This window comes from Streptomyces sp. SID14515 (genome assembly GCF_010548505.1).
GTDB lineage: Bacteria > Actinomycetota > Actinomycetes > Streptomycetales > Streptomycetaceae > Streptomyces > Streptomyces caviscabies.
On sequence record NZ_JAAGMH010000003.1, the window covers coordinates 14,829 to 34,622 of the forward strand.

15 protein-coding genes and 1 riboswitch are annotated in these 19,794 nt (G+C 72.4%); of the genes, 10 read left to right on the forward strand and 5 right to left on the reverse strand.

Translation table 11 applies throughout. The annotated features are described in order from the left end of the window. The first annotated feature begins 97 nt into the window (after positions 1–97). Both G3I54_RS00810 and G3I54_RS00815 read left to right on the forward strand, forming a co-directional pair. The gene (locus G3I54_RS00810) at positions 98–574 is read left to right on the forward strand and encodes a DUF485 domain-containing protein (RefSeq protein WP_343240242.1); all 477 of its coding nucleotides are present in this window, start codon (positions 98–100) and stop codon (positions 572–574) included. Continuing rightward, positions 571–2,163, forward strand: a complete 1,593-nt coding sequence (locus G3I54_RS00815; RefSeq protein WP_164610039.1) for a cation acetate symporter — start codon at positions 571–573, stop codon at positions 2,161–2,163. The genes G3I54_RS00810 and G3I54_RS00815 overlap by 4 nt, the downstream gene beginning before the upstream one ends. 63 nt (positions 2,164–2,226) lie before the next feature. Here the strand turns inward: G3I54_RS00815 and G3I54_RS00820 are convergent, their stop codons facing one another. After that, complete coding sequence (locus G3I54_RS00820) at positions 2,227–2,901, reverse strand: response regulator (RefSeq protein ID WP_164610041.1); 675 nt, start codon at positions 2,899–2,901, stop codon at positions 2,227–2,229. Further along, positions 2,898–4,583: a sensor histidine kinase gene (locus G3I54_RS00825; RefSeq protein ID WP_164610043.1), complete on the reverse strand. Its 1,686-nt coding sequence runs from the start codon at positions 4,581–4,583 to the stop codon at positions 2,898–2,900. The genes G3I54_RS00820 and G3I54_RS00825 overlap by 4 nt, the downstream gene beginning before the upstream one ends. 172 nt (positions 4,584–4,755) lie before the next feature. Here G3I54_RS00825 and G3I54_RS00830 point away from each other — a divergent pair, with 172 nt between their 5' ends. Beyond that, on the forward strand, positions 4,756–5,775 hold the full coding sequence (locus G3I54_RS00830; protein ID WP_164610044.1) for a LacI family DNA-binding transcriptional regulator: 1,020 nt from the start codon (positions 4,756–4,758) through the stop codon (positions 5,773–5,775). Positions 5,776–5,814: 39 nt separating this feature from the next. Here G3I54_RS00830 and G3I54_RS00835 read toward each other — a convergent pair whose 3' ends face one another. Beyond that, the gene (locus G3I54_RS00835) at positions 5,815–7,107 is read right to left on the reverse strand and encodes a citrate synthase (protein WP_164610045.1); all 1,293 of its coding nucleotides are present in this window, start codon (positions 7,105–7,107) and stop codon (positions 5,815–5,817) included. Between the two features lie 111 nt (positions 7,108–7,218). On the opposite strand from G3I54_RS00835, the gene G3I54_RS00840 reads away from it, so the two are divergent. Together G3I54_RS00840 and G3I54_RS00845 are read left to right on the forward strand one after the other, a co-directional pair. After that, the gene (locus G3I54_RS00840) at positions 7,219–8,373 is read left to right on the forward strand and encodes a citrate synthase/methylcitrate synthase (protein ID WP_164610047.1); all 1,155 of its coding nucleotides are present in this window, start codon (positions 7,219–7,221) and stop codon (positions 8,371–8,373) included. A 23-nt stretch (positions 8,374–8,396) separates the two neighbouring features. After that, the gene (locus tag G3I54_RS00845) at positions 8,397–9,518 is read left to right on the forward strand and encodes a CobW family GTP-binding protein (protein WP_164610049.1); all 1,122 of its coding nucleotides are present in this window, start codon (positions 8,397–8,399) and stop codon (positions 9,516–9,518) included. Between the two features lie 37 nt (positions 9,519–9,555). On the opposite strand, the gene G3I54_RS00850 is transcribed toward G3I54_RS00845, so the two are convergent. Beyond that, entirely contained in the window at positions 9,556–12,009 is a 2,454-nt protein-coding gene (locus G3I54_RS00850; protein ID WP_164610051.1) for a DNA topoisomerase IV subunit A, read from the reverse strand. A gap of 280 nt (positions 12,010–12,289) precedes the next feature. On the opposite strand from G3I54_RS00850, the gene G3I54_RS00855 reads away from it, so the two are divergent. The 4 genes from G3I54_RS00855 to G3I54_RS00870 all read left to right on the forward strand — a co-directional run bounded on the left by G3I54_RS00855 (position 12,290) and on the right by G3I54_RS00870 (position 17,167). After that, a complete protein-coding gene (locus G3I54_RS00855) occupies positions 12,290–13,663 on the forward strand; it encodes a pitrilysin family protein (RefSeq protein ID WP_164610052.1) in 1,374 nt (457 codons plus the stop codon). A gap of 26 nt (positions 13,664–13,689) precedes the next feature. Beyond that, the gene (locus G3I54_RS00860) at positions 13,690–15,060 is read left to right on the forward strand and encodes a pitrilysin family protein (RefSeq protein WP_164610054.1); all 1,371 of its coding nucleotides are present in this window, start codon (positions 13,690–13,692) and stop codon (positions 15,058–15,060) included. 223 nt (positions 15,061–15,283) lie between these two features. Next, positions 15,284–15,452, forward strand: a riboswitch (cyclic di-AMP (ydaO/yuaA leader). Between the two features lie 13 nt (positions 15,453–15,465). Further along, positions 15,466–16,281: a M23 family metallopeptidase gene (locus tag G3I54_RS00865; protein WP_164610056.1), complete on the forward strand. Its 816-nt coding sequence runs from the start codon at positions 15,466–15,468 to the stop codon at positions 16,279–16,281. Between the two features lie 178 nt (positions 16,282–16,459). Further along, positions 16,460–17,167, forward strand: coding sequence for a GntR family transcriptional regulator (locus G3I54_RS00870; RefSeq protein WP_164610058.1), 708 nt, complete (start codon positions 16,460–16,462; stop codon positions 17,165–17,167). Positions 17,168–17,367: 200 nt separating this feature from the next. On the opposite strand, the gene G3I54_RS00875 is transcribed toward G3I54_RS00870, so the two are convergent. Beyond that, positions 17,368–17,649: an HPr family phosphocarrier protein gene (locus G3I54_RS00875; RefSeq protein ID WP_007449776.1), complete on the reverse strand. Its 282-nt coding sequence runs from the start codon at positions 17,647–17,649 to the stop codon at positions 17,368–17,370. A gap of 172 nt (positions 17,650–17,821) precedes the next feature. On the opposite strand from G3I54_RS00875, the gene G3I54_RS00880 reads away from it, so the two are divergent. Continuing rightward, positions 17,822–19,794, forward strand: a 1,973-nt coding sequence (locus tag G3I54_RS00880; RefSeq protein WP_239144173.1) for a GNAT family N-acetyltransferase, incomplete at its 3' end; no start/stop codon positions are given.

The following is a 19,794-nucleotide window of genomic DNA, read 5'->3' on the forward strand; positions in this document are numbered from 1 at the left end:
GGGGTGAAGTCGGGCGAATGACGCGCCCGCGATCTTCCCGAACCGCCCATGGTTGGCCGTGCGGCCGAAAAGGTCGGCGGATCAGGGGAGTTGTTCGGTGGAGAAGGAAGCAGGGCCGGAGACCGCGGGAGTGCGGCTCGACGACCCGTGGGACGACGTGCCGGTCCCGGACCGGGGCGACCGGGACGGGAGCGGAGGCGTCGGAGGCCTCGACGCGTCCGGTACGACATGGCCGGATCCGGCCCCCAGCGCGGCCGACGTCTATCTGGAAGTGCACCGCAGCGCCGCCTTCCGCGAGGTGCGCCGCCGCTACCGCCGCTTCGTGGCGCCCGCCGCCCTCGCCTTCCTCCTCTGGTATCTCGCCTACGTCGTCGCCGCGACCACCGCGCCCGAGCTGATGGCCCGCCCGGTCGCCGGCGCGGTCAACGTCGCGATGGTGGCGGGTCTCGGCCAGTTCCTCACCACGTTCCTGCTCACCTGGGCGTACGCACGGCACGCACGGCTGCGCAGAGACCGTGCGGCGCTCGATCTGCGGTGGGACACCCAGGAGATGACGAGAGGGCTCGGACGTTGAGAGGCGACCACCAGACACTCGCCCTGCTGCTGTTCAGCGCGTTCATCGCGGTGACGCTCTTCATCACCACCTGGGTCAGCCGCAACCGGCAGGGCTCCGCCGAGGAGTTCTACGCCGGCGGACGCCTGTTCTCGCCCATGGAGAACGGATTCGCCATCGCCGGCGACTACATGTCGGCGGCCTCCTTCCTCGGGATCTCCGGGCTGATCGCCCTCTTCGGCTACGACGGCATGCTCTATTCCGTCGGCTTCCTCGTCGCCTGGCTGGTCGTCCTGCTGTTCGTCGCCGAACTCGTCCGCAACTGCGGCCGGTTCACCCTGGCCGACGTGGTCGCCGCGCGGATGGCGGAGCGCCCGGTGCGTACCGCGCTCGGCACCTCCTCCGTCACCGTCTCCGTGCTCTACCTGGTGGCCCAGATGGTCGGCGCGGGCAGCCTCGTGGCCCTGCTGCTCGGCGGTACGAGCGACGCGGCCCGGTCCTGGACGGTCGTCGGCGTCGGCACGCTCATGGTGATCTACGTGTCCTTCGGCGGCATGCGCGCCACCACCTGGATCCAGATCGTCAAGGCCGTCCTGCTGATGGCCGGGGCCGTCGCGCTCACCGTGCTCGTCCTGGTCCACTTCCACGGGAACATCAACAACCTGCTCAACACCGCCGCCGAACGCAGCGGCCACGGCAAGGACTTCCTCGCGCCCGGCCTCCGCTACGGCGGGGACTGGACCGCCCGCTTCGACTTCATCAGCCTGGGCGTCGCGCTCGTCCTCGGCACGGCGGGGCTGCCGCACATCCTGTCGCGCTTCTACACCGTGCCCACCGCCCGCGCCGCGCGCCGCTCGGTCGTCTGGTCCATCGGCCTGATCGGCAGCTTCTACCTGATGACGATCGTGCTCGGGTTCGGCGCGGCCGCGCTCGTCGGATCCGCCGAGGTCCGCTCCTCGAACGCGGCGGGCAACACAGCGGTCCCGCTGCTGGCCCTCCACCTCGGCGGCGGTGAAGGGTCCACCGGTGGAACGATTCTCTTCGCGGTGGTCGCCGCCATCGCCTTCGCCACCATCCTGGCCGTCGTCGCGGGCATCACGCTCGCCTCGTCCGCGTCAGTCGCCCACGACCTCTACGCCTCGCTCCGCCGTCCCGGGCGAAAGAAGCACGGCGAGGTCGCCGTGGCGCGCGTCGCCGCCGCGGGAATCGGCCTGGTCGCGATCGGCCTCGGACTGCTCGCCCAGAACCTCAACGTCGCCTTCCTGGTGGGCCTCGCCTTCGCCGTGGCCGCTTCGGCGAACCTCCCGGCCCTGCTCTACTCGCTGTTCTGGCGCGACTTCACCACCCGGGGCGCGGTCTGGGCGGTGTACGGCGGGCTGATCCCGGCGGTCGTGCTGGTGCTGGTCTCGCCCGTCGTCTCCGGCAGCCCCACGTCCCTGTTCCCCGGCGTCGACTTCCAGCTCTTCCCGCTGGAGAACCCGGGCCTGGTCTCCATCCCGCTCGGCTTCCTGGCCGGCTGGATCGGTACGGTCACCTCGCCCGAGAAGCCCGACGAGGCCAAGCACGCCGAGACCGAGGTCCGGGCGCTGACGGGGGCCGGGGCGGCGTAGAGGGCGTCCCGGGGCCCGTCCGAGGTCTCAGTCCCGCAGGCCGGGCACACCGGCGTACGGGGCTCAGCCCGTGGCCCAGGCGTACCGGTGTTCCGGGCGGCCCGTCTCCCCGTACCGCAGGGTCAGCCGGACCTTGCCGGTGCGCTCCAGCAGCTTCAGATAGCGCTGGGCCGTCTGCCGGCTCATTCCCGCGCTGTCCGCGATCTCCTGGGCGGAGAGCGGGCCCTCCGCGCCGCGCAGGGCCTGCCGGACGAGCTCGGCGGTGGTGGGGGAGTGGCCCTTGGGGAGGTCCGGCTCGCCCGCCGCCCACAGCGCGCCGAAGAGCCGGTCCACCTCCGCCTGTTCGGCCTCCCCGCCCCCGTCGAGCGTGTGCCGCAGGGCCGCGTACGCCTCCAGCTTCGAGCGCAGGCCCGCGTACGTGAACGGCTTCACCAGGTACTGGAGCGCGCCGTGCCGCATCGCGTCCTGCACGGTCGCGACGTCCCGGGCGGCCGTCACCATGATCACGTCGACCTGACGGCCGAGGCGGCGCAGTTCCCGTACGACGGCGAGGCCGTTGCGGTCGGGCAGATAGTGGTCCAGCAGGATCAGGTCCACCGGGACCTCCTCGACCGTCGTCAGCGCCGAGGCCGCCGAGTGGGCCTGCGCGGCCACCCGGAATCCGGGCACCTTGGCGACGTACGCCGCGTTGATCTGCGCCACCCGGACGTCGTCGTCCACGATCAGGACCTGGATCACCGCTGTTCTCCCGTCGTGGCCGGACGTGTGGGCGGCGGCGGGCCGTCGGCCTCGGCCCCCGGCCCGGCCTCGGCCAGCGCGTCCGGCAGCACCACGGTGAACACCGCACCGCCGCCGTCCGCCGCCGACACCGTCACACTGCCTCCCTGGCGCTCCGCGAGCCTCCGTACGAGGGCGAGCCCGAGGCCGCGCTTGCCGTGCGCCGGGAGGTCCTTGGTGGACCAGCCCTCCGTGAAGATCGACGCGTGCTGCTCCCGCGGGACGCCGGGGCCGCTGTCGCGCACCCCCAGGATCACCGTACGGCCCTCCGTGTGCAGCCCGACCTCGATCCGCGCGGCGTCCGATCCGGCCGCCGCGTCCGTGGCGTTGTCGACGAGGTTGCCGACCACCGTGACCAGGCCCCGGGGATCGACCACCCGGTCCGGCAGCAGCGTGCCGGGGGCCAGCCGCAGCGAGACGCCGCGCTCGGCGGCGACCGTCGTCTTTCCGACCAGGAGGGCGGCCAGCAGCGGGTCCTGGACCTTCTCGGTGACCTGCTCGGCCGTCGCCCGGTGCACGCCCACCACCTCCGTGACGAACTCCATCGCGTCCTCGTGCATCTCCAGCTCCAGCAGCCCCAGCAGGGTGTGCAGCCGGTTCGCGTGCTCGTGGTCCTGGGCGCGCAGGGCGTCGATCAGCCCCGTGGTGGAGTCGAGTTCGCGGCCCAGATGCTCCAGTTCGGTCCGGTCGCGCAGGGTCACCACCGCTCCGCCGTCGTCCGTGGGCATCCGGTTGGCAAGGAGCACCCGGCTGCCCCGTACCGCCAGCAGATCGTCGCCGACCACCCGGCCGGCCAGCACATCGGCGGTCCGGCCCTCGCCCAGCACCTCCTCCAGCGTCCGGCCCGCCGCCTCCGGGCCCACGCCCAGCAGCCGCTGCGCCTCGTCGTTGAGCAGCCGGACGCGTCCGGCCCCGTCCAGGGCGACGACGCCCTCGCGGATGCCGTGCAGCATGGCCTCGCGTTCGGTCAGCAGCGCGGAGATGTCGGAGAACGCCAGGTCATGGGTCTGTCGTTGCAGCCGGCGGGAGATCAGGTACGCGGCGAGCGCCCCGACGGCCAGGGCCCCTCCCGCGTACGCGAGCAGCCCCGGGATCGCCCCGAGGAGACGGGCGCGGACGCTGTCGTACTCGATCCCGACCGAGACCGCGCCGATCACCTCGCCGGAGGAACCGAACAGCGGCACCTTGCCCCGGGCCGAGCGGCCGAGGGTGCCGCTGTCGATCTCCATCACCTCGCGGCCGCGCAGCGCCTCACCGGGGTCGGTCGAGACGACCGCGCCGATCCGGTCGGTCTCCGGGTGCGACCAGCGCACCCCGTGCCGGTCCATGACGACGACGTACTCCGCCCCGGTCGCCCGCCTGACCCGCTCGGCGGCCGACTGGACCGGCCCCCGGTCGGACGGGTCGGTGGTGCTCAGGTCCCGCACGATCTCCGGCTGGGCGGCGGTGCTTTGGGCGATGGCCAGCGCGCGGCGCATCGCCTGGTCGTCCAGCTGGTCGCTGAGCGGGGCCAGGAACAGGCCGGTGACCAGGACGATCACGCCGGTGATGATGGCCAGCTGCATCAGCAGGACCTGGGAGAAGACCCGCTGGGGCCAGCCGAACCGGCGCGGTCCCCGGCCGGGGGTCGGTGGGGCGTTCATCGTAGAGACGGTAAGGGCCGGGCGGCCGGGGCGGAAATTCGGCCGGGTATTGCCGCGTATCGGGGGCTCCGCCGCGCGCACCCCTTGCCTTGGCGCGCCGCGTCTGTGAGCGTTCCAGGGGAGTTCACGATCAACGCAATCTTCTTGCTTTTCTTGCGCTAATCTTGCGTTCATGACGCGACGACTTGCTCAAGTGGCCCAGAAGGTGGGAGTCAGCGAGGCGACGGTCAGCCGGGTGCTGAACGGCAAGCCGGGCGTCTCCGACGCCACGAGGCAGGCTGTCCTCTCCGCGCTGGACGTCCTCGGATACGAGCGGCCGACCCAGCTGCGCGGCGAACGGGCCCGGCTGGTCGGGCTGGTCCTGCCCGAGCTGCAGAACCCGATCTTCCCGGCCTTCGCCGAAGTGGTCGGCGGCGCGCTCGCCCAGCAGGGGCTGACCCCGGTGCTCTGCACCCAGACCAAGGGCGGCGTCTCCGAGGCCGACTACGTCGAGCTGCTCCTCCAGCAGCAGGTCTCCGGCGTGGTCTTCGCGGGCGGCCTCTACCACCAGGCCGACGCCCCGCACGACCACTACAAGGTGCTCGCCGACCGCAAGATCCCCGTCGTGCTGATCAACGCGGCCATCGAACACCTCGGCTTCCCCGGCGTCTCCTGCGACGACTCCGTCGCCGTCGAACAGGCCTGGCGCCACCTCGTCTCGCTCGGCCACGAGCGCATCGGGTTCGTCCTGGGCCCGTCCGACCACGTGCCCTCGCAGCGCAAGCTCGCCGCCGCCCGGGTGCTCGCCGACGAGGCGGGCACGAGCATCCCCGACGAGCGGGTGGCGCGCGCGATGTTCTCGCTGGAGGGCGGACAGGCCGCCGCGATGCGGCTGCTGGACCGGGGCGTCACCGGCATCATCTGCGCCAGTGACCCGCTCGCGCTGGGCGCCGTGCGCGCCGCCCGTCGCCGGGGTCTCTCGGTGCCCGGCGACGTGTCGGTCGTCGGCTACGACGACTCGGCCTTCATGAACTGCACCGAGCCGCCGCTGACCACCGTCCGCCAGCCCATCGAGGCCATGGGGCGGGCGGCCGTGGAGCTGCTCTCGGTCCAGATCGGCGGGCGTACCGTGCCCTCGGACGAGCTGCTCTTCGAACCGGAGCTGGTGGTGCGCGGGTCCACCGCCCAGCCGCCGCGCGAGAATTCCCTGTGATCCGTAGCTAATTTGCGCTGCTCGACCCTTGGTCCGGACCTAGACCGGGCCTGGTCCGGCCCCAGGGAGGGGCTGGGGCGGCCGGGGGCCGACGTACTGCCCGCTCGGCCGGATCCGCAGCGGGCGCTCCCCGTACTCCTCCAGCGCGTGCGCGATCCAGCCCGCCGTGCGGGAGACCGCGAACACCGTCTCGCCCGCGTCCGCCGCCATCCCACGGGAGACGGAGAGAACGGCGAGCGCCAGGTCGATGTTGGCGTGCAGCGGTGCGTGGCGGGCCGTGGTGGCGACCACCTCACGGGCCGCCGCCAGCGCACCGGCCGCCTGCGGTACGTCCTCCAGCAGCGCGAACAGGGTCGTCGCCCGTGGGTCCTCGCCCCGGTACAGCCGATGGCCCAGGCCCGGCACCCGCCGCCCGGTCCGCAGATGATCGGCGACCACCGGGACCGCGCTGCCCCGGTCCACCGCCTCCCGCAGCATCCGGTGCGCCAGCCCGCTCGCCGCGCCGTGCAGCGGCCCCTCCAGCACGCCGAGGCCCGCCGAGACCACGGCGTACGGGTGGGCCCGCGCGGAGGCGGCGACCCGGGCGGCCAGGGTGGAGGCCGCCAGATCGTGGTCGACCAGAAGGGCCAGTGCCGCGTCCAGCACAGCGAGGGAAGGGGCGTCGGCCGGCTCCGCGGTGAGCCGTGACCACAGCTCCCGCGCCAGGGAACCCTCATCCGCCGACGCCGGGGAACCCCCTTCGCCCTCCGGGCCGCCCAGCGTCGGCAGGGCGCCCACCAGGGTCGGGATCAGGCCGCGGGCGCTGCTCAGCACCGCTTCCGGCGACAGGTCGAACCGCAGCGGATCCGTGGCCGCCGCGGCGGTCACCGCCACCCGCAGTCGGTCCGTCGACCCGCTGTGCGCGGGCAGCGCGCCAACCGTCCGGCGGGCCGCGGCGAGGGTCGTGGCGGGCGCGCTGAACCGGGCGCCGGGCCGCAGCTCGCCCGTCCACAGCCATTCGGCGACCTCCTCGTAGCCGTACCTCCGGGCCAGCTCCGTCGCGTCGACACCGCGGAAGAAGCAGCGGTCGTCCTCGATGAGCGTGATGCCGGTACGGAAGGCGAGGTCGCCCCCGGCCGGTGACGGCTCGCGCCGCCCCGAGCGCCGGGCCAGCGCCCGCACCTCGTCGGCGTCGAACGTGCTGCCCCGGCCTCCGGCCGCCCGCACGCTGCTGAGCTGGCCCCGGCTGACGTACGCGTACACCGTCTCGGGCTTCACGCCCAGCAGCTCGGCCGCCTCACGGGTGGTCAGCCGGGGTGCGTCCGCTCGGCCGGGCTCTGGTTGATCCGTCATGGAGACCACCGTATCCATCGCAGCTGTACATTGATTCAATCAACATTGACAGATCTCCAGTCAAGCATGGACAGTCAAATCAATGTTGCATGCACGGAGGAGAGAACGGCCATGACCACCACCCCTGTCGTCCCCGCCGTCCCCCGCGGCCTCGCCGGCGTCGTCGTCACCGACACCGCCCTCGGCGACGTCCGTGGCCGCGAGGGCTTCTACCACTACCGCCAGTACTCGGCGATCGAGCTCGCGCGGACCCGCGGTTTCGAGGACGTCTGGTATCTGATGGTCCACGGCGAACTGCCCGACCGGGCGGCCGCCGCGGACTTCGCCGCCCGCACGGCGGCGCTGCGCACCCTGCCCGCCGAGGTGCGCGAGGCCCTGCCCGCCATCGCCCGCGCGAGCGCCGTCTCCGGCCCGCTCGCCGGACTCCGCACCGCGCTGTCCCTGCTCGGCGCCTCGGCAGGATTCCGCCCGGTGTACGACATCGGGGCCGACCGCCGACGCGAGGACGCGCTCGCCGCCTGCGCGGCCGTCCCCACGATCCTGACCGCCCTGCACCGCCTGGGCCAGGGCCTCCAGCCGGTCGAACCCCGCGCGGACCTGCCGCACGCGGCGAACTATCTGTACATGCTGACCGGCTCGGAGCCGGCGCCCGACCAGGTCCGGGCCGTCGAGCAGTACCTCATCTCCACGATCGACCACGGCTTCAACGCCTCCACCTTCACCGCCCGGGTCGTCGCCTCCACCGGCGCCGATCTGGCCGCCTGCCTGGTGGCGGCGGTCGGCGCGCTCTCCGGACCGCTGCACGGCGGAGCCCCCAGCCGGGCCCTGGACACCCTCGACGCCATCGGCACCCCGGACCGCATCGCCCCCTGGATCCGCGAACAGGTCCTCGCCGGCCGCCGCATCATGGGCTTCGGCCACCCCGTCTACCGCACCGAGGACCCGCGCTCGCGGATGCTCAAGTCCCTCGCCCAGGGCTTCGGCGGCCCGCTCGTCGACTTCGCCGTGGAGGTGGAACGCCAGGTCGAGGCCATCCTCGCCGAGCTGAAGCCGGGCCGGGAGCTGCACACCAACGTGGAGTTCTACGCTGGAGTGGTCATGGAGCTGTGCGGGCTGCCGCGCGCGATGTTCACCCCCACCTTCTGTGCGGCGCGGGTGGTCGGCTGGAGCGCCAATATCCTGGAGCAGGCGGAGGACTCGAAGATCATCCGCCCGGCGGCCCGCTACGTCGGCGCACCCCCGCCGCAGCCGGTCCCGGCACCCTGACGACGCCCCCAGGAAGGCTCCCGTTGACCCCGCCCCGTACCCCGCAGATCCCGGTCGTCGTCCTGGCGGGCTTCCTCGGCTCAGGCAAGACCACGCTCCTGAACCATCTGCTCCGCAACCGGGCGGGCACCCGGATCGGCGTGATCGTCAACGACTTCGGGGCCATCGAGATCGACGCCATGACCGTCTCGGGGCAGGTCGGCTCGACGGTCTCGCTGGGCAACGGCTGCCTGTGCTGCGCCGTCGACGCGAGCGAGCTCGACACCTTCCTGGAGACCCTGACCCGGCCCTCCGCCCGGCTGGACGTGATCGTCATCGAGGCGAGCGGACTGGCCGAACCCCAGGAACTCGTGCGCATGCTGCTGGCCAGCGACAACCCGCACATCCTGTACGGGGGCCTCGTCGAGGTCGTCGACGCGGCGGAGTTCGACAGCACCCGTCAGCGGCACCCGGAGCTCGACCGCCATCTCGCCGTCGCCGACCTCGTCGTCCTGAACAAGACCGACCGGGTGGGGGAGGCCGAGCGGGAGCGGCTGCGAGCGACGGTCGCGGAGCTGAGCGGCCCGGCCGCCGTGATCTCCGCCGTGCACGGCCGGATCGACCCCGAGCTGTTCTTCGACCCCGCGCTGCGGCCGGACGGCGAGGAGATGGCGGGTCAGCTGAGCTTCGAGGACCTGCTGCGCCAGGAGGAGTGCGACGAGCACGAGGAGTGTGACGGCCACGGGCACGCCGACCACCTCCACGCCTCGTACGAGAGCGTCGACTTCACCTCCGACGTGCCGCTGGACCCGCGCCGCTTCATGGCGTTCCTCGACTCCCGGCCCGAAGGGCTCTACCGGATCAAGGGGTTCGCGGACTTCGGCGCGGGCGACCGGGACAACACGTACGCGCTGCACGCGGTGGGCCGCTTCCTGCGCTTCGTGCCCCGGCCGTGGGCGCGCGGCGAACAGCGGCTCACCCAGCTCGTCATGATCGGCGCGGGCATCGACGCCGAAGCGCTGCTGGCCGGACTCGCCGCCTGCCGCGCGGACGAGCCCGCCCCCGACGCGTCCGCCGACCCCGAAGCCGTCGAACGCGGCATGTGGGGCGTGCTCCGCTACGTACAGGAGCAGGCCCCCGAGCAGGAAGCGGCCGCGGAGGCGTAAGGCCCCCGGGCCGCTCCTTGCCGTACGAAACGGGCGCCTACAGCGGCGGTCCCGCGATCACGGCCACCGATTCGAGCAGCGGTGTGCCCGAACCGTCCCGCCTCGGGTCCGGCTCCGGCAGCTTCGCCGGGGTGCCGTTCTTCTGGGCGGCCCGGGCCGGAGTGGCGCCCGCCCAGGCGAACACCAGGACGTCCTCGCCCTTCAGGAACCGCTGGCAGCGCACGCCGCCGGTCGCCCGGCCCTTGCGCGGATACTGGTCGAACGGGGTGAGCTTGGACGTCAGCACCGAGTCGTCCAGCGTGCCGTGCGAGCCGGCCACCGTGAACACGATCGCCTCGGCCGCCGGGTCCACCGCCGTGAACGACAGCACCTCTGCCCCGGCCGCCAGCTTGACGCCCGCCATGCCTCCGGCGGGCCGCCCCTGCGGGCGTACCTGGGCCGCCGGATAGCGCAGCAACTGGGCGTCGGAGGTGATGAACACCAGATCCTCCTCGCCCGTGCGCAGCTCGGCCGCGCCCACGATCCGGTCACCGTCCTTGAGGGTGATGACCTCCAACTCGTCCTTGTTGGCCGGGTAGTCCGGCACGACGCGTTTCACCACGCCCTGGAGCGTGCCGATCGCCAGACCCGGCGAGGCCTCGTCGAGCGTCGTGAGGCAGATCAGCTCCTCGTCCGGCTCCAGGCTGAGGAACTCGGAGATCTGCGCCCCGCCGGAGAGATTCGGCTCGGCGTGGGTGTCCGGCAGCTGCGGCAGGTCGATCACCGAGAGCCGCAGCAGCCGGCCCGTGGAGGTCACCGCCCCGACATCGCCGCGGGCCGTGGCCGCCACCGCCGACACGATGACATCGTGCTTGGTCCGCCGGGCGTCCTCGGAGATCTCCACCGGCTCCGCGTTCGCCGTACGGGCCAGCAGACCCGTCGAGGAGAGCAGCACCCGGCACGGGTCGTCCGCCACCTCCAGCGGCACGGACGCGATCTGCGAACCGGCCGACTCCAGCAGCACCGTGCGCCGGTCCGTGCCGAACTTCTTCGCCACGGCGGCCAGCTCCGAGGAGACCAGCTTGCGCAGCTCCGCGTCCGACTCCAGGATCGCGGTCAGCGCCTCGATCTCGCCGTTGAGCTTGTCGCGCTCGCTCTCCAGCTCGATCCGGTCGAAACGGGTGAGCCGGCGCAGCGGGGTGTCCAGGATGTACTGGGTCTGGATCTCGCTCAGCGAGAAGTGCGCCATCAGGCGCTCCTTCGCCTGCGCGGAGTTGTCGCTGTCCCGGATGATCCGGATGACCTCGTCGATGTCGAGCAGGGCGACGATCAGACCCTCGACCAGGTGCAGCCGGTCGCGGCGCTTGGTGCGGCGGAACTCGCTGCGCCGGCGCACCACCTCGAAGCGGTGGTCGAGATAGACCTCCAGCAGCTCCTTGAGGCCCAGGGTGAGCGGCTGGCCGTCGACCAGGGCCACGTTGTTGATGCCGAAGGACTCCTCCATCGGCGTCAGCTTGTAGAGCTGCTCCAGCACCGCTTCCGGCACGAAGCCGTTCTTGACCTCGATGACCAGACGCAGGCCGTGCGCCCGGTCGGTGAGGTCCTTGACGTCGGCGATGCCCTGGAGCTTCTTCGCCGAGACCAGGTCCTTGATCTTGGCGATCACCTTCTCCGGGCCGACGGTGAAGGGCAGTTCGGTGACGACGAGACCCTTGCGGCGGGCCGTCACGTTCTCCACGGCGACGGTGGCGCGGATCTTGAACGTGCCGCGGCCGTTCGTGTACGCGTCCTTGATGCCGTTCAGCCCGACGATGCGGCCGCCGGTGGGCAGGTCGGGTCCGGGGACGTAACGCATCAGCGTCTCGACGTCGGCGCCCGGGTGCTTGATCAGATGCCGGGCCGCGGCGATGACCTCGCCCAGATTGTGCGGGGGCATGTTGGTGGCCATGCCCACGGCGATCCCGGAGACCCCGTTGACCAGGAGGTTGGGGTAGGCGGCGGGCAGGACGACCGGCTCGCGCTCCTGACCGTCGTAGTTCGACTGGAAGTCGACGGTGTCCTCGTCGATGGCCTCGGTCATCAGCGAGGTGGCGTCGGCCATCCGGCACTCGGTGTACCGCATGGCGGCCGGCGGGTCGTCGTTGCCGAGGGAACCGAAGTTGCCGTGGCCGTCGACCAGGGGCAGCCGCATCGAGAACGGCTGCGCCATGCGCACCAGGGCGTCGTAGATCGAGGCGTCGCCGTGCGGGTGCAGCTTGCCCATCACCTCGCCGACGACGCGGGCGCACTTCACATAGCCGCGGTCGGGGCGCAGACCCATCTCGTTCATCTGGGACACGATGCGCCGGTGCACCGGCTTCATGCCGTCGCGGGCGTCGGGCAAGGCCCTGGAGTAGATCACCGAGTACGCGTACTCGAGGAAGGAGCCCTGCATTTCGTCGACGACGTCGATGTCGAGGATCTTCTCCTCGAAGTCGTCCGGCGGCGGGGTCTTCGTGCTACGGCGGGCCATCGCGGCTGCGACTCCTTCACAGATTCTGTTCGGACAACCTGAGCTTGTTCGGTACAACACGAGCTACTGACGCGGTCCATTGTGGACCTCGCCACTGACAACGCCGACCTCGACCCGTCCGAAGGCCGGCCCGAAGCGGTCGGGGCGGCGCGCCCGCGAGGGCGTCCACGACACCATCGACGGAAACATCCACGGAACGGGAACTTCGCCAGGCGCCGGTGCGCTTGCTTAGAGTGGCAGGTCTGGCAGGAAGTCCAGTATCGCGATCGAAGGGACGTACATGCCCATGGGTCACACGGCCACCGCACAGGCCGGCTCCGGCGGCTTGACAGCGACCGAGCACCGCCTGGCCAACGGCCTGCGTGTGGTGCTCTCCGAGGACCATCTGACCCCGGTCGCCGCGGTCTGCCTCTGGTACGACGTCGGCTCGCGCCACGAGGTCAAGGGACGCACCGGTCTGGCTCACCTCTTCGAGCACCTGATGTTCCAGGGCTCGGGACAGGTCAAGGGGAACGGCCACTTCGAGCTGGTCCAGGGGGCCGGCGGCTCGCTCAACGGGACGACCAGCTTCGAGCGGACCAACTACTTCGAGACCATGCCCACCCACCAGGTGGAGCTGGCTCTCTGGCTCGAGGCCGACCGGATGGGCTCCCTCCTCGCCGCGCTCGACGAGGAGTCCATGGAGAACCAGCGCGACGTCGTCAAGAACGAGCGCCGCCAGCGTTACGACAACGTGCCCTACGGCACCGCGTTCGAGAAGCTGACCGCCCTCTCCTACCCCGAGGGCCACCCCTACCACCACACCCCGATCGGCTCCATGGCCGACCTGGACGCGGCCACGCTGGAGGACGCCCGCGCGTTCTTCCGTACGTACTACGCGCCCAACAACGCGGTGCTCTCGGTGGTCGGCGACATCGACCCCGAGCAGACCCTCGCCTGGATCGAGAAGTACTTCGGCTCCATCCCGTCCCACGACGGCAAGCAGCCGCCGCGCGACGGGACGCTGCCGGAGATCATCGGCGAGCAGCTGCGCGAAGTGGTCCACGAGGAGGTCCCGGCGCGCGCCCTGATGGCCGCCTACCGCCTCCCGCACGACGGCACCCGTGCCTGTGACGCGGCCGACCTGGCGCTCACCGTGCTCGGCGGCGGCGAGTCCTCCCGGCTGCACAACCGCCTGGTGCGCCGCGACCGTACGGCGGTGGCGGCGGGCTTCGGGCTGCTGCGGCTCGCCGGGGCGCCCTCGCTGGGCTGGCTGGACGTGAAGACGTCCGGCGGCGTCGAGGTGGAGCAGATCGAGGCCGCCGTCGACGAGGAGCTGGCCAGGTTCGCCGCCGAGGGGCCCACCCCCGAGGAAATGGAGCGGGCCCAGGCGCAGTTGGAGCGCGAGTGGCTGGACCGGCTCGGCACGGTCGCCGGCCGCGCCGACGAACTGTGCCGTTACGCGGTGCTGTTCGGCGACCCGCAGCTCGCCCTGAGCGCCGTGGGCCGGGTCCTGGACGTCACCGCGGAGGAGGTGCGCGCGGCGGCCGAGGCGGCCCTGCGCCCCGACAACCGGGCGGTGCTGGTGTACGAGCCCATCGAGCCGGCCGACGAGGCCGACGAGGGCGAAGACGGCACCGAGGGCACCGACGCGCACGAGGGGGCGGCCAAGTGAGCGACGCCGCCGTGACTGGAGTAGCCATGGAGTTCCACCCGCAGCCCACCGCAGGCACGGCCCGCCCCTGGGCCTTCCCGGCGCCCGAGCGCGGCGCCCTGCCCAACGGGCTGACCGTGCTGCGCTGCCACCGCCCCGGCCAGCAGGTCGTCGCGGTGGAGATCTTCCTGGACGCGCCGCTGGAGGCCGAGCCCGAGGGCCTGGACGGCGTGGCCACGATCATGTCGCGGGCGCTCTCCGAGGGCACCGACAAGCACAGCGCCGAGGAGTTCGCCGCCGAGCTGGAGCGCTGCGGCGCCACCCTCGACGCGCACGCCGACCACCCCGGCGTCCGGGTCTCCCTGGAGGTTCCGGCCTCCCGGCTGGCCAAGGCCCTGGGCCTGGTCGCCGAGGCACTGCGGGCCCCGGCCTTCGCCGAGAGCGAGATCGAGCGCCTCGTCGGCAACCGCCTCGACGAGATCCCGCACGAGCAGGCCAACCCGTCCCGGCGCGCCGCCAAGCAGCTCTCCAAGGAGCTGTTCCCGGCCACCGCCCGGATGTCCCGCCCGCGCCTGGGCACCGAGGAGACCGTCCGGCGGATCGATCAGGCCGCCGTGCGCGCCTTCTTCGACGCCCATGTCCGCCCGTCCACCGCGACGGCCGTGATCGTCGGCGACCTGACGGGCATCGACCTGGACGCGCTGCTGGCGGAGACCCTCGGCGACTGGTCGGGCAACGCCGGCCAGGCCCGCCCGGTGCCGCCCATCACCGCGGACGACACCGGCCGCGTGGTCATCGTGGACCGCCCCGGCGCGGTCCAGACCCAGCTGCTGATCGGCCGGATCGGCGCCGACCGGCACGAGCGCGTGTGGCCCGCGCAGGTCCTCGGCACGTACTGCCTGGGCGGCACCCTCACCTCCCGGCTGGACCGGGTGCTGCGCGAGGAGAAGGGCTACACCTACGGAGTGCGCGCCTTCGCCCAGGTGCTGCGCTCCAGCGGCCCCGACTCCGGCGGTGCGGCGATGCTCGCGATCAGCGGCTCGGTGGACACGGAGTCCACCGGACCGGCCCTGGAGGACCTCTGGAAGGTCCTGCGGACGCTGGCCGCCGAGGGGCTGACCGACGCCGAGCGCGAGACGGCCGTGCAGAACCTGGTGGGCGTCGCCCCGCTGAAGTTCGAGACCGCCGCCTCCGTCGCCAGCACGCTGGCCGACCAGGTCGAGCAGCACCTCCCCGACGACTACCAGGCCCACCTCTACGCCCGGCTCGCCGAGACGGGCACCGTGGAGGCGACCGCCGCCGTGGTCAACGCCTTCCCGGTGGACCGCCTCGTCACGGTCCTCGTGGGCGACGCCGCGCAGATCGAGGAGCCCGTGCGGGCGCTCGGCATCGGCGAGGTCTCCGTCGTCACCGGCTGACGGCACCCGTGGCACACCGCCGCGAACAGGACCCCGACGGACGGAAGTTCGTCGGGGTCCTCCCTTTTTGCCCGATTGCTGAGCTTTGCGGCTTTTATTGGAGAGGTTGCCTGTCTGCCCTGTGGGATGCGCGACAAATCCCCTTGTCCGTTTGGTGATGGGAAGTCGCCCCGCCTAGCGTCGGCCCGGCTGTCCGTCACCCGTATGCCGCATCCGCGGCGCCGGGCAGTCATCGCCGAGTCCCCGTCAGGCGCGAGCCTGGGGAGCCGGGGACCCACACGCAGTCCCTGGGGTGAATCGGAGGCCCGTGCCGTGAACCGGCGCGGGGATCCGTAGGAGACCTTCCTGCTCCGAACCCGTCAGCTAACCCGGTAGGCGAGAAGGAAGGAAAGGATCAGCCCCTCCATGGCGTTCACCCGTGCCACCGGGAAGCACCGTGCTCCGAGCCGCCTGACGCGCCGCAGCGCCCAGGCCGCCGGCGTCGCGGCCCTGGCCACCACCGGAGTCATCGGCTCGCTGGCCTCCCCGGCCCTCGCCGCGGACACCGAGGCCGCCAAGGTCGCCGACACCGGCCTCACCCAGGCCATCGCCCTCGACGCCACCCTCGCCGACCAGATCGACGCCCAGGCCCAGGTCCAGAAGCAGCAGGCCGACGCGATCGCCGAGGCGAAGGCCAAGGCCGCGGCGGAGGCCCGCGCGAAGGCCGCCAAGGCCAAGGCGAAGGCGGAGGCCGAGCGCAAGGCCGAGGCCCGCGCCAAGGAGGTCCGCGAAGAGAAGGCCCGTGCCGCCCGCGCCGCCGAGCGCGCCCGGCTCAACGCCTTCCACCTCCCGGTCGCCGGCTCCCACATCACCACCGGCTACAACACCGGCGGCGCGCTCTGGTCCTCCGGCAGCCACTCCGGCGTCGACTTCCAGGCCGCTTCCGGCAGCTCCGTCGTCGCGGTCGGCGCCGGTACGGTCGTCGAGGCCGGCTGGGGCGGCGCGTACGGCAACAACATCGTGCTCCGGATGACGGACGGCACGTACACCCAGTACGGCCACCTCTCCTCGATCGGCGTCTCCGTCGGCCAGAGTGTCTCCTCCGGCCAGCAGATCGGGCTCTCCGGCTCCACCGGCAACTCCACCGGCCCGCACCTGCACTTCGAGGCCCGCACCACCCCCGACTACGGCTCAGACATGGACCCCGTCGGCTACCTGCGCTCGCACGGTCTGAACGTCTGACCCGCCCCCGCGCGACCCCGCCCGAAGGCCCCGGCACCCGCCGGGGCCTTCGGCAATTCCGGCCTGAAGATATCCATGGATTCCGGCCTGCCATCGGAAATTCCGGCAGATTGCAATAGAGTCACGGAACAGACGTCGGGCGGCCGCGTTTCGCGGGGATCAAGGCGGAGGTTCGGACATGCGCATTCCCGCGCATTCGGTATGCACGGCAATCCGTGACGACATCGTCTCCGGTGTCTACGAGCGCGGCAGCCGCCTCACCGAGGAGCTGCTGGCCCGCCGCTACGGGGTCTCCCGCGTCCCGGTCCGCGAGGCCCTGCGCACCCTGGAGTCCGAGGGGTTCGTGGTCACCCGCAGACACGCCGGCGCCTGTGTCGCCGAGCCCACCGCGCAGGAGGCGGCCGACCTCCTGGAGGTGCGGATGCTCCTGGAGCCCCTGGGCGCGGCACGCGCCGCCCAGCGCCGCACGGAGGCCCATCTGAAGGTGCTCCGGGGTCTGGTCAGGCTGGGCCAGGAGCGGGCCCGCCGGGGCGAGGGCGAGGATCTGCGTTCGCTGGCCGGCTGGTTCCACGAGACGCTCGCCCAGGCCTCCGGCAGCCCCGCCCTCATCGCGCTGCTCACCCAGCTCCGGCACAAGATCGCCTGGATGTACGCGGTCGAGCAGCCGGCCCGCCCGGTCGACGCCTGGGCCGAGCGCGGCGCGATCGTGGACGCCGTGGCGCGCGGCGACGCGGAGCGGGCGAGGGCGCTCACGGCCCAGCACGCGGAACGCGCCACCGGGGCCCACCGGCTGCGCCGCCCGGATCAGCCGGGTCGGCGCACCGCGCCCGTTCCCCGCGTGAGCTCTTCGCAACACGACGTAAACATCGCGGGCGTCCGCCATTAACAAGCGAGCCGTATACAAAGAGAAGTAATTCCGGGAGCGCAGTTCGTGCTGCCCGAATTACCTTGTCCGGGCGTCGCTATTTCCGGAGAGTGGACCGGGAGGCCAACCGGAAAGCGAACCGGAATGCGAAAAAGCCGCGACCCTCTCGGGGATCGCGGCTCTCGCACCTCGTGAATCCGGCAGGGCCGGACCCCGTCGGGTCAGACGGTCTCGGGAAGCTCTTCCAGGCCCTCGGCGACCAGCTTCGCCAGCCGGTCCAGAGCGGCCTCGGCGTCGTCCGCGTCGGACGCGAGCACGATCTCCTCGCCGCCCTGCGCGCCCAGACCGAGCACGGCGAGCATGGAGGCGGCGTTCACCGGGTTGCCGTCGGCCTTGGCGATCGTCACCGGGACGCCGGAAGCCGTGGCGGCACGGACGAAGATGGAAGCGGGGCGGGCGTGCAGGCCCTCGGCCCAACCGACGTTTACGCGGCGCTCAGCCATGGTTCTGCCCTTCACATATCAACGGTTGTCTAGACCAGTCTCTCATGCAGTGCGTGGTGCTGTGCCCGGCCTCCCGTCCGGCCCCGTGCTCCGGCTGCCCAGGTCCGGGCCTCCTCAGACTGCCCCGGCACCGATCCCTCCGCGACCGGGGTCCCCGCCGTAGGCTTTGCCCATGGAGCCCACGCCGGAGCAGAGTCCGCATCACGCGTACCCCGACCACTGGGAAGCGGACGTGGTGCTCCGCGACGGTGGCACCGCGCGCATCAGGCCGATCACCACGGACGACGCCGAGCGACTGGTCAGCTTCTACGAGCAGGTGTCCGACGAGTCGAAGTACTACCGGTTCTTCGCCCCGTATCCGCGGCTATCCGACCGGGACGTGCACCGCTTCACCCATCACGACTACGTCGACCGGGTGGGGCTGGCCGTCACGATCGGCGGCGAGTTCATCGGAACCGTCCGCTTCGACCGCATCAACGAGCAGGGCCGCCCCGCCTCCGCGCCCGCCGACGAGGCCGAGGTCGCCTTCCTCGTCCAGGACGCCCACCAGGGCCGCGGAGTCGCCTCGGCGCTGCTCGAACACATCGCCGCGGTCGCCCGCGAGCGCGGCATCCGGCGCTTCGCCGCCGAGGTGCTCCCCGCCAACAACAAAATGATCAAGGTGTTCCGGGACGCCGGGTACACCCAGCGCCGCAGCTTCGAGGACGGCTCCGTCCATCTCACCCTCGACCTCGAACCCACCGAGAAGTCCCTCGCCGTCCAGCGCGGCCGCGAACAGCGCGCCGAGGCCCGCTCGGTGCAGCGCCTCCTCGCTCCCGGCTCCGTCGCGGTCATCGGCGCCGGTCGCACCCACGGCGGGGTGGGCCGCACGGTCCTGCGCAACCTCCTCGCCTCCGGCTACACCGGCCGCAGTTACGCGGTGAACAGCGCCTTCGACGAGGGTCTCGCCACCCTCGACGGCGTTCCGGCCCACCGCTCGCTCGGCGAGATCGACGAGCAGGTCGACCTCGCGGTCATCGCCGTCCCCGCCCACCGGGTGCCCGAGGCCGTCGCCGACTGCGGTGAGCACGGCGTCCAGGGCCTGGTCGTCCTCTCCGCCGGATACGCCGAGCGGGGCGCCGACGGCCGTGAACTCCAGCGCGAACTGGTCCGCCAGGCCCGCTCGTACGGCATGCGGATCATCGGCCCGAACGCCTTCGGCATCATCAACACCGCCGAGTCCGTCCGGCTGAACGCCTCGCTCGCCCCCGAGTCGCCGGCCCGCGGCCGGATCGGCCTGTTCACCCAGTCCGGCGCGATCGGCATCGCGCTGCTCTCCGGCCTCCACCGGCGCGGCGCGGGCCTGTCCTCCTTCATCTCGGCGGGCAACCGGGCCGACGTCTCCGGCAACGACTTCCTCCAGTACTCCTTCGAGGACCCGGACACCGACGTCGCCCTCCTCTACCTCGAATCGCTCGGCAACCCGCGCAAGTTCACCCGCCTCGCCCGCCGCACCGCCGCCGTGAAGCCCGTCGTCGTGGTCAAGGGCGCCCGGCACAGCGGCTCCACCCCGCCCGGCCACGCGGTCCCGGTCAGCCGCATCCCCGACGCCACGGTCTCAGCGCTGATGCGCCAGGCCGGCGTCATCCGGGTCGACACCGTGACCGAGATGGTCGACGCGGGCCTCCTGCTGGCGGGCCAGCCGCTCCCGGCCGGTCCCCGGGTCGCCATCCTCGGCAACTCCGAGTCCCTCGGCCTCCTGACGTACGACGCCTGCCTGGCCGAGGGGCTGCGCCCGCGCCCGCCGATCGACCTCACCACGGCCGCCTCCCCGCAGGACTTCCGGGACGCGCTGGCCGAGGCGCTGGCGGACGGGACCTGCGACGCGGTGATCGTCACCGCCATCCCGTGGGTGGGGGAGAACGGCGAGGCCGAGACCGGCGACGGCGAGGTGCTGGCCGCCGCCCTGCACAAGGCCGTGGCCGGGGGCTCGGCCAAGCCGGTGGCCGTCGTCCACGTCGAGATCGGCGGCCTCGCCGAGGCCCTGGCCGCCGCGAGCAGCACGGCCGCGCCCCGCCCCCGCACGGTGACGCCCACCGCCCAGACGCGGGCAGCCACCGCGGCCACGACGGACCGGGGCCCGGGCCCGGACCGGGCCACGGCCAC

Coding starts and splice junctions, on each gene's coding strand:
- G3I54_RS00825 (WP_164610043.1), bottom strand. CDS start 4,583: ATGAACGCCCCACCGACCCCCGGCCGGGGACCGCGCCGGTTCGGCTGG.
- G3I54_RS00830 (WP_164610044.1), top strand. CDS start 4,756: ATGACGCGACGACTTGCTCAAGTGGCCCAGAAGGTGGGAGTCAGCGAG.
- G3I54_RS00835 (WP_164610045.1), bottom strand. CDS start 7,107: ATGACGGATCAACCAGAGCCCGGCCGAGCGGACGCACCCCGGCTGACC.
- G3I54_RS00840 (WP_164610047.1), top strand. CDS start 7,219: ATGACCACCACCCCTGTCGTCCCCGCCGTCCCCCGCGGCCTCGCCGGC.
- G3I54_RS00850 (WP_164610051.1), bottom strand. CDS start 12,009: ATGGCCCGCCGTAGCACGAAGACCCCGCCGCCGGACGACTTCGAGGAG.
- G3I54_RS00855 (WP_164610052.1), top strand. CDS start 12,290: ATGCCCATGGGTCACACGGCCACCGCACAGGCCGGCTCCGGCGGCTTG.
- G3I54_RS00860 (WP_164610054.1), top strand. CDS start 13,690: ATGGAGTTCCACCCGCAGCCCACCGCAGGCACGGCCCGCCCCTGGGCC.
- G3I54_RS00865 (WP_164610056.1), top strand. CDS start 15,466: ATGGCGTTCACCCGTGCCACCGGGAAGCACCGTGCTCCGAGCCGCCTG.
- G3I54_RS00870 (WP_164610058.1), top strand. CDS start 16,460: ATGCGCATTCCCGCGCATTCGGTATGCACGGCAATCCGTGACGACATC.
- G3I54_RS00875 (WP_007449776.1), bottom strand. CDS start 17,649: ATGGCTGAGCGCCGCGTAAACGTCGGTTGGGCCGAGGGCCTGCACGCC.